The sequence below is a fragment of the Actinomadura sp. NPDC023710 genome, assembly GCF_040639875.1.
Lineage (GTDB): Bacteria > Actinomycetota > Actinomycetes > Streptosporangiales > Streptosporangiaceae > Spirillospora > Spirillospora citrea.
Map to the genome: position 1 here is coordinate 234,235 of NZ_JBFAGB010000003.1, position 10,091 is coordinate 244,325.

Sequence of the window (10,091 nt, forward strand, 5' to 3'; positions counted from 1 at the left end):
GGCAGCCTACGGCCCGCGACGTTTGGCGGCAGTTCCCCCTCAGCGACGTCGAAGTCTTTCGTACGTCCGATTGCTGCTATCCCGTGGTGACGCGTGCGCCGGTGTAGCCCTGGATGTAGGTGATTTCGACGTACCAGCTGCGATTCTCCTGGCCGATGTCCTGGAGGCATCGATCGTCGGTTGGGGACACCGGCGCGCTTGTGCTGGTTATTCCCTGAGCCTCGCCATCGGCCGTGTAGCGGGGACCGCCGGAGTCGCCGGGTCGAGTGCAGGTGGTGTCACGGGTCAGGTTGTAGACGGTCCGGTGCTGGTCGGTCTGGTAGACGGATTCGCCGCGGTTGCGGATGACGCCACAGGTGATGCCGGTCCGAAAGCCCGATTTGCAGATCGAGCTGCCGATGGGCCGCTGCTGGGTTCCATGGACGATCAGGACGCCGTCGAAAGGGGTGTGGAGGGAGATCCATGGACCCTGGCTCCAGTAGTCGGTCCTGATCGAACCGATGACGCCCCAGTCGTGATCGCGATTGACCAGCCACCAGCGGCCGAGAATCGTCGATGTCTTGGTCGGTTCCTCGTAGCGGGCGTTGCCGAAGCCGTAGGCCTCTGCGGCGCTCGCGCAGTGTCCCGCGCTGATGATGACCGGGTCGGAGACTCCGGGCAGGTCGGAGTAGGTCAGCCGAGCGTTGAATCCGAGGGAGCACGGGGTGTTTCCGGACTGGATGCCCTCGCCACCGTCCGCCCACTCGGTGGCGACGGCCGGTGCGGTGGTGGTCTCGAACCGTACAGCGCCGCCGTGGGCGAGCGCTCTTTTCGCGAGCTTGCCGCGCTCGCGCCCGGCGAGGGCGGTGACCACGACGCGGCCGGTGACCGGGTCGACGCCCCACGATCTCACTCCGGCGACCGCCGACGGCTCGGACTCGGCCAGTTCGTCGAGTTCGGTCTTGATGGCGTTGAGTTCGGTAAGGCCATGGCCGTTCGGCAGGATCCTGGGAAGGGCTCCGCCTCTGCGCACCGACGCTGCCATTGTCGCGTCGGTGAGGTTGACGACGAGCTTGCCACTGCCGGGGTCGAACCACGAACCGGCGTAGGTCCTGCCCAGGGTGGGCACGACCGCGGCCTCGGTCCTGGCCGCCTCGTTCTCGGCCGCCAGGCGGCGGCGGGCGGCGGCTTCGTCGATGTGCAGGTCACGTGCCATGGCCTTGAGGACGGCGTCCGATGCCTCCGGGCGTGGCGGGCGGGGCGAAGCGGCCATCGCGGCATCGGACAGGCAGGCCGACGTGACGATCGTGAGGGTCATGAGGGCGCAGGCGCGTCTGGATCTTCTTCGTGCCATCGGTGGTTTCCGTTTCCGATCGGGTGACCGCGCTCAACAAGGCCCGTGCTCTCGGCCTCCTTTCCCCCGTGCCCCCGCCGATCGACGACCCGATCAATTCCGGGTGACCTGTTCAAAGCGGGATGTGCGTCGAGCCGGTCTGGCTGATCTTCTGGACGGTGTAGGACTCCGCTCGCTCGGGGCGGGTCGAGTCGGTGAACTGGAACACCGCGCGTCGGCGCACTACCTCCGTGCGCAGGTCGGCTGGATTCACGAGCTCGACGCGCTGCGCCTCCGGGCCCCAGGCGAAACGCACACACTCGACGTACGTGTGGTCGCCGGCCGTCTGCCTGCGCAGCAGCGCGTACGCCGCCTCGGTCGTGGGGATCACCGGAGCCTCGACGACGGTGATGTCGAGCTGCGCCACGACCGGCTTCACCGGGCCCGAGTCGACGTGCAGGACGAGTCGCAGCCGCTCGCCTGGGTTGAGCGGCCCGTTCAGCTTCTGGATCGCGGCCAACGAGAGCTCGTACAGCTTTCCCGGGTCGAGCCTTTGCGGACCGCCGGGTGCGTTCGGGTCCACCAGGTCGCGTGGGGTCTGGTCCAGGTCGATCTTCTGGAGCGTCAGCGTGGCCTTCGGGCTGCCCGGGGGCGGTTCGTCCCAGTCGAAGCGCAGGGCCAGCGTGCCGTCCGGGTTGCACTCCCGCCGCTCCGCGGAAAGCGTGACGGCGCGCTGCGGGCTCGTGCTGCCGCCCGGTTGCTGCGGGAACTGCACCGGCACGGTGGCGTGGGCGGAAGGCGAGGCCAGCCGCCGGTTGTATTCCGGGTCCTCGAAATGGACGTAGCGCGGGACGAGGGGCAGGTGGGGCGCGCTCGGGTCGGCCACACGGAGCGGGAAACGCAGCACATGGCTGTAGCCGTCGTGATACGGCTCCGCGCCGGGCCGGTGAGGGGCGAACTGCGCTCTGACGCGCGCGTGGATCGTCGCGCCGGGCGGCATGCCGGCGATCAGCTCGCGGGCCCGGTCGGCGCGGGTCTTCGCGTCGCCGGGGAGCCCGAACCGGCAGATCGCGAGCTTCGCCGTGTCGACGGTGTCGACCTCCGGCCCCGGCAGGGGCACGCCGACCGCACCGAGCTGGGCCCGCAGGGTCGGTGTCAGCACCAGCGTCGGGGTGGTGATGTCCGCAAGCGTCGTGACCCGCCCGGCGCCCACGAGTTCCAGGGCCAGGACCCAGTCGCGGATGCCGGTCTCCGGCGTCTCCGGTTTCTGACCGCCGAGCAGGGTGATGCTGCCGTCGATCCGGTAGACGAAGGTCAGGACACCGTCCCAGCCCACGTCCAGCCTGGAGCGCTCGACCGCGGCCAACTGCAGCCGCAGGCGCTGGGCGGTCTGTCGGTAGGTCGGGTTCTCCCGGGGGTCGTCGAAGCCGGCGCGGAAGGCCTCGTCGGTCGGGGACGGCGTGACCAGGGCCGGCTTCTCGGGGTCGAAGTGGCTCGCCCAGGTGCGCAGCGCGACTCCTTGCCGGCCGTCGACGTTGGCCGGCAGCGGTACTGGACGCGGGGCACGGTGCTGTACCGGCAGCCCGCCGGAGAGCATGGCCAGACCGCGCGGGCGCGGGTGCTCGCCCGCCAGGGTGACGCCGCTCTGGCGCAGGAGATGGTTGCGCAGCGTCACGAACACGCCGGCACGTGTGCCGCTCACCAGGTAGCGCAACTCGCCGGGCAGGACCGGCTGCCAGCGTTCCAGGGCCGGCCCCTCGGGGGCGGCCCTGTCCGGCTCGGGGAGGGCGGGCTGATCGAACATCGACTCGGTCAGCGCGGGGAGTGGCGGGTCGGGCGGTGCCGGGAGCAGGCTGCGTACGGCCGGCGCGCGGAAGCGTCGTGGCAGGCCGCCGGTCGGCCGGTCGGTGTGCAGCGCCGAGCGGAACTGCACCGTGCTTTGGACCGTCTGCCACCAGAGCGTCTGGCCCGCCGTGCCGGGCGTGGCCACGCCGATGACGCCCTGCTGCCCCTTGGTGTAGTGCACACTGACGCGCAGCGCGCTGAGGCCCCAGGGCCACGCCGGCAGGTCCCCCCGCACCGGGCGCTGGGTGAGGTAGACCGGCTGCACCCCGACCGTCTGCGGCGGCGCGAGTTCGAAGTCGCGGGGGCTCGCGGGGATCGCCGCGATGGCGCACTGGCCCTCGCGGTAGCGCAGATCGGCGAGCTCCGGGCGGATGCTGAACAGCCGCTTCGCCAGTGGTTCCGCGCTCGTCACCCGGACCAGGGCGAAGGCGTAGCCGGTGGTCAGGGCGGCCTCCCCCAGGCCGTCCGGACGGGTGTTGTCGCTGATGATCCGGTAGCGCAGCACCGCGATCGGCGACTCCGGCGCCAGAAGACGCTGGGACTGGACGGCCCAGCCCTGGGCCTGGGCGCGCAGGTGGCTCTCATCGGCCAGCTCGGGGTGGTCGGGCTGCACACTCCACATGCGGCTCGCCACGGGCCGCAGCCGTGCGGTGCCGGGCGCGAGGCAGAGCAGCTCGGCGAGCAGCAACCGGGGTTGCAGGGGCGACGGACCGCTCGTCGGCACCGTCGGCGCCGGCCGCCACTGGAGCCCCAGGTACGGGCTGATCACGATGTTCAGCGGGCGCGGGTTGTCGGCCCCGTCGAACGCGAGCGGTGCGGGGACGAGGGTGGCCGCGGGATGGCGGCGGGGGCCCTGGCCGTCGGCGGGAGGCTGGCCGAGCAGCCCGCTGCTCGCGATGAGCGCGGCGGCCAGGGTCCAGCCGTAGGGCGGTTTGCTGGTCGGCGCCAGAGTGCTCACGGCCTGGGTCAGCAGGAGCCCGTCCTCGCGCCAGACGGGGTCGGCGTACGGCGAGGGTTCGGCCGGCGCCGTCCGGTCGTCCGGCTGGGGCGGGTAGAAGGGGCGGCGCGGGTCGAAGGCCTGGCGCAGGGCGACCGGACGGCTGAGCCGGGCCGGCGTCTCGGGGAGGGCGGCAAGGACGCTCTGCAGCAGTGCGTCCTGCGGCTCGGGGGACGGATTCTGAGCGCGGAACCAGCTCTCCTCCAGCGCCAACGGGTCGAGCCGAGCGAAGCTGCGGCCGACCACGGTGTCCAGGCTGGCGAAGGTGACGGCCAGGGGGGCGCTGTCGGCCCAGCCGCTGAGGGCGAGAGCCAGGCCGGGCAGTGCGGTGGTGGGGGCCGCGGCGCGCAGGCGGGCGATGAGCAGCAGCGGGTCGGTCTGCAGCGGGCTGGGCTGCTGCCCGGCGGGCGGCTGGGCCAGGTCGCGGGTCGTGTCCTGCAGCCGGCCCAGGAAGGGCATGGTCAGCAGCAGCCAGCGCGGGTCGGTCGGGTCGCTGGGCGCGTAGTCCGCCGGGCTGCTGAGCAGGGCGCCCTGGCTGCCGGTCGGGAGGAACTGCAGCGTGGTGGCCACGCTTTCCCCGGCGGGTGTGAGCCTGACCAGGTGGTGGGCGCTCGCCTCGACGAGCAGCGTGTCCGGAGGCAGCGCGTCGAGCGCCGCCCCCGAGTCGGCCAGCAGCGCCGACAGGCCGGCGCCCAGGTAGCCGCCGCTCACGCCGCCGAGCGGGCTGACGCCCTCGACGGGGTCGGTGGTCTTGAGCGCGGCCATGGCGCGCAGGAACTGCGCGGCGCGCTGCGGCGCGAGCAGGCGCACCTCCTGCACGGCCGTCCAGCGGGCCTCGCGGCCGAGGGTCCCGCCGCTCCCGCCGGCCGCAGGCGTCACCTCGACGAGCTGGTGCTCGACCAGGGCCAGGGTCTGCCAGCTCTGGCCCTGGGGGAAGGTGAACAGCAGCGGGCCCGCGGCTCCGGTCAGGATGGATCCGGGCAGCTCGTGCTGGTTCAGCAGCACCCTGATCGTGTGCCGCAGATGGGTCAGGGGCGTGGCCCCGGCGGTGCGGGCCGCAGGCAGGGTGATGCGCGCGGTGGCCGCGTCGTAGTTGAGCTGCTGCGGCCAGGAGACCAGGTTGGTCGCGGTCAGCATCCCGTTGAGCAGGAAGCTCTCCTGCCAGTCCGAACCCTGCAGGCGCGAGGTGTAGCCCACCACGAGATCGCCGGCCGAGGAGCCGTACAGCTCCGCGGCCTCGGCGCTTCGGCTGGGACCGCGGTCGTGCAGCGAGCGGCCCCAGTGGGCTACGAGCAGAGCCTCCACGAAGGCGCCGGTCAGGGTCAGCTTCGGCACGTCGTCCGGACGGGCGGTGGCGCGGAACGTCACCGTGGCGAAGCCGGGGGCGGCGCGTTCGCCCAGGCCGGGCGTCTGGGCATCGGCCAGGCGCATGCCCGGCAGGAACTGGAGGCCCCCGGGCTGCGGGGCACCGTAGCCGTTCCAGCCGAACTGCAGCGTCGTGTCGCCGGCCAGCGCCGCGGGCGAGCCGTCGGGCAGTGTGACGGCGAGGGTGAGGTCGCCGAAGAGGTTCGCGGTGTCGAGCGTGAAACGATCCGTCCCCTTCGCCATCAGGTCGAAGGTCAGCCCGGCCGCGACCGCCTCCCCTCTGGACGCGGTGGGCGCCGTCGCCGGCCCCGCGCCGAAGCGCGCGGACACCTCCTCGGCGGTGAGGGCGCGGCCGTAGACGGCGACCATGCGATAGGTGCCCAGCCAGGCCCGGCCGCCCGTGATCTCATCGCCGAGAGCCAGCTCGAACTGGTCGTTCCAGGCGGCCAGGCTCCCGCCCACGTTGTGCTCGGCCTTGAGCTGCCCGTTGACGTAGATCCGGGTTCGGCCGTCGGCGGAGCGGGTGTAGGCCAGGTGGGTCAGGGCGGCGCCGAGCGAACCGGCCGGGGTGGCCAGGTCGGGGGCGCCCTCATCGTTGGTGGCGTCGGTGTGCAGCCACACGTCCACGAAGGACGAATCGAGCAGGCCCTTGCGCTGCTGGAGGGTCACGTTCCGGTGCCCCGCGTCGGAGGAGACGGTGAGGATGTCGAACTGCCCGCCCGTCAGCAGGCCGGTGACGGGCTTCACCCATGCCTCGATACTGATCTCGTTGCTCGCCTTCACCGCGCCGTTCAGTTTCGCGGCGGGAGCGCCCGAGCGGATGAGCGTCGCCTTGGTGAGGGTCAGGCCGTTGGGGCTCCAGCTCATGCCCTGGGTCGCGGCCGCGCTCAGGTGCAGCGGCTCACCGATGCCCGAGGAGTCGTGGACCGTGGCGCCGCCGCCCTCGTCGAATCGGTAGAGAGCCTGCAGACCTGTCGGCGGCCTGCCGATCCGTACGGCGACGGCGAGGTTCAGGGTGTGCTCACCACCGGTCATGTCGAGGCCGAGGGCGACCCGCTGCGGCACGATCGGGGCGGTCCCGGTCGCGCCGGGCAGGGTGAAGGGCGGCGTCGCGGGGTCGGGGAAGCTGATCGGCGGCAGGCCGACCGCCCACTCCACCTGGAACAGGTGGAAGTACAGCCGCACCTGCTCGATGGTCAGGCCGGCGCCCCCGGACGCCAGCGCGACGCGGCCGACCCGCAGGCGCGGCGCGTCGCCGGCCTCACCGGCGGCGACGGCCAGGGGCCACTCCAGGGCGTCGCCGTCGAGGCCGATGGCGCTGAGGTTCAGCGCGGTGCCGCCGCCGGAGAAGGTCAGCCGCACGCAGTTGCTCAGATCGGTCTGCTCGTCGTCGGAACCGGCCACCGGGAGCTGCAACCGCCCGATCACGTCGACCGCGGCCACGCCGTCGCCGGCGAAGACCACGCGGTCGAGCACCATCGGGAAGAAGCGCAGGCCGAACAGGTCGAGGCCGGGCGGGGGCGCGTCAGGATCATCGTCGAGCGGGCGCAGGCGCCACTCGTACCCGGTCCGGTGCTCGTAGTCGCTGCTGCGCGCCTCGGGGTCGTTGCCGTCGAGATCGAGCTCGACGGCCTTGGGTGAGCGGGCGGAGGCCTTGCTGAAGGTGGAGCCCTGGGCCGGCAGGTCGCGGAACCAGAGCCGCCAGGTCGCCGCGGCGTGGCCGAGGGTGAGCGGCAGGCGGGTGGTGGTCAGCTGCACCTCGCCCGCCGTGGGATGGCTCAGCGGGGTCCTGATCAGGTTGGACGTGGGCAGGCTCGCACCGCGCACCAGGCCGCGCTGGTCGGCGAAGCCGGCGTCACCGACGGCGCGGGCGGCCATGCTCCCGGCCGTCAACCGGTAGTGGGCCGAGTCCGTGGGCGCGTCCGCGGGCAGGCGGCGCAAGCCCCCGGACCCGTCGGTGAAATCGCCGTCTATCCCCGACAGGGCCGCCTCGCGCGTCAGCGTCAAGGGAGCGCTCGGGGCGGGGTCGGCGTTGTCCAGGCGGAGCTCGCCGGGATAGCCGTCAAGGGCGAGCGTGGCGCGGACCCGCCAGGCGTGGATCGAGGCCAGGTGGCGGAGCACGGTCTGGCCGTCCTGCCGCGCGAAGGCGGCCACGCTGTCGGCGGCGGCGAGGCCGGCGCGCTCGGCGAGGCGCCGCCAGTGGGCGGCGTAGTCCGCGCGGGTGAGCGGACGCGGCGGCTCGGGCCGCGCCGTGTCGGGCAGCGGCGCGCTCTCGCGAGGGTCTTTGGGGATCTTGGGAAGCTGGGCCAGAGCCTGGATCTCGTCCGTATAGGGCAGGTCGTAGCGGTACTGGATGGGCAGGCCGAGCCCGGGGTCGCTCCGCGGCGGCTCGCCGTCGGGCCGCGGGTCGAGCACCAGGCCGGGCAGTGAGAGCGCCACCAGGGGCAGGTCGTACAGCTTCTCCTCATCCGCGCCGAGCCATTCGCGGGCGGGCGAGAGGCCGCCGCCGTGGCGCGGCCAGCCCGAGGCGCCCTCCGCCGTGAAGCGCCAGCCGTCCGGCAGGTCCATGCCGTCCTGGCGGGTCACCGGCAGCTCGAACGGGACGAGCTGCCGGCCCGCGATCGGCACGTTGGGCGGGCTGACGCTCTGCGTGAGCGCGAGGGCCTGAACCATCGGCAGAGTCGGGTGGCGGCGCCAGACGAGGGGCAGTGCGGCGCCGACGGCGTCGGGCGGCAGGACGCCACCGTCCACCAGGGCCCGCAGGAGCTCCGGGTCGATGCCGTACTGGAAGGCCCAGGCGCCGAGGCCGGCCGAGGGGGCGGGCTTGCTCCGCCACGCGAAGCTGATCGCCTCGAAGGCGAGCCGCACGAGGGGCGGGAACAGCTCGCGTCCGGTGACGGTGTGCAGGGGGACGGTCGCCAGGCCGCCGATCCAGTCGTCGAAGCCGGGCAGGGCGTCGGCCGCGGTGGGCGCCTCGGTGCTCAGCCAGAACAGCCCGTTGAGCGCCACCTCGGGCGCGTCCAGCGCCAGCTCGGCCGACTGGAGCTGGTATCCCCCGCCGGCCGGGCCGAGCACCCAGGTGGCGGTCATGCGCTGGGCCGCCGCGAGGGTGAGGCTCCAGGGCTGCTCGCCGGGGACCTGGCCGAGCCCTGCCGGATCGTCGTTGCCGTAGCTGACGGCGCCGCGCAGCAGGTTGCCGGGCGCCGGGGCGGGCTCCTCCCGGGCCACGCCCGCGTCGAGGTAGATCTGCTCGGACAGGTTGGGCAGCGGGAGCTGGGCCCAGCCGTCGTCCAGCGGCGTGAACCCCCACAGCACGGCCGGGGTGACGGGCCGGGCCTCACCTGGTTCCGGCCGGCTCCAGGACGGCTCGGGCGCCCGCAACGTGGCGCGGAGCCGGCGCGCGGCCTCGTTCGGGTCGAAGGCGAGCGTGGTGGCGGCGAGGGTGACCCGCTCGCTCCAGCCGGCGCCGTCGCGGCCGGCCTGGTAGCCGAGCGTGCCGGCGGAGCTCGCGGGCGGGCCGCCGGCCGCCAGCTCCACCCGCAGTTTCGTGCCGTCGGCGGCCACGCGCGCTCTGGCCGGCGTGATCTGGGCGAGCGTGTCCGGCCGGGCGGTGGGGTCGTAGGGCCCCCGGTCGCTCAGAAGCACGCTGAACTCGTCGCCCGCGAAGCTGATCGGGCGCGTGCCGGGCTGCTCCTGCCAGGGCGCGATCTCCCAGAAGAGGCGCGGGACGGCGAGCGGGTTGGAGAGCTCCAGGGTGGCCCACTCCGGCGCGGGCAGCGGCTCGGCCAGCCCGTTCAGCGGGTTGTTCGGGTTGAGGTAGCGGTTGAGGCGCCGCCAGGAGTCGGTGATCGCCGTCCGCTCGCTCACCGTCAGCCGCTCGGCCTCGACCGTCATCCGGAAGCCGCGCACCTTGGCCCCCGCCGTCGGCTCGGGGTCAGGGACGACCCGGGCGAGCTGGAACACGGCGGTGACCGGCGCGGTGTCCCAGAGCAGGCGGATCTGGCCGAAGACCGAGAGGCCGCCGGCGTGGACGGCGAGGGCTCCGAGCAGGCGGGCCGCCCCGGTGCGCTGGGTGATCGCCGCCGGCCCGATTCCCAGCGCGGCGTACAGCTTCTGAGCGGCGCCGGCCTGGGCCGTCATCGGGTCGAGGACGATCTCGCCGCCAAGGCAGGTGAAGGTCGGCAGCTTGCCGGCGACGTTCTTGGGCCAGCCGTCGGCCGGGGCCTGCAGGAGCAGCAGGCCGACGGTGCCGGCGCTGATCGCGGCCCGGATCGCCTGCGGCGAGAGCTTGCCGTCGGGCTTGTTGCCGCTGCGCTTCCACACGTACTGCGGCGTGCTGCCGTTGGTCGGGCTGATCGTGACGCTGGTGACGTAGACCAGTGCCAGCAGGGAGCCCGGGAGCAGCACGTTGTTCTCGCCGACGGCCTGGCGCGGCGTCGTGTCCGCGAACAGGGTGCGGAACGCGAAGTTGGTGGCCGGATCGGCCAGCCGGATCACCTCGGCCTCGGCCGTCCAGAAGGGGCCCGCGATTTTCAGCTTCGGCAGCTCGGGGAGTTTCGCCATCTGCTGCTC

General features: G+C 73.3%; 2 protein-coding genes. Both read right to left on the bottom strand.

Annotated features, from left to right (window positions below):
- Window positions 1-76 precede the first annotated feature (76 nt).
- The gene (locus AB0H37_RS05230; protein ID WP_360611515.1) at window positions 77-1,297 is read right to left on the bottom strand and encodes a S1 family peptidase; all 1,221 of its coding nucleotides are present in this window, start codon (window positions 1,295-1,297) and stop codon (window positions 77-79) included.
- 148 nt (window positions 1,298-1,445) lie between these two features.
- Entirely contained in the window at window positions 1,446-10,082 is an 8,637-nt protein-coding gene (locus tag AB0H37_RS05235; RefSeq protein WP_360611517.1) for a LamG-like jellyroll fold domain-containing protein, read from the bottom strand.
- Between the last annotated feature and the right edge of the window lie 9 nt (window positions 10,083-10,091).

Bases quoted from the DNA above. Each gene is read 5' to 3' on its own strand.
- AB0H37_RS05230 (WP_360611515.1), bottom strand. From the start codon at position 1,297: ATGACCCTCACGATCGTCACGTCGGCCTGCCTGTCCGATGCCGCGATG.
- AB0H37_RS05235 (WP_360611517.1), bottom strand. From the start codon at position 10,082: ATGGCGAAACTCCCCGAGCTGCCGAAGCTGAAAATCGCGGGCCCCTTC.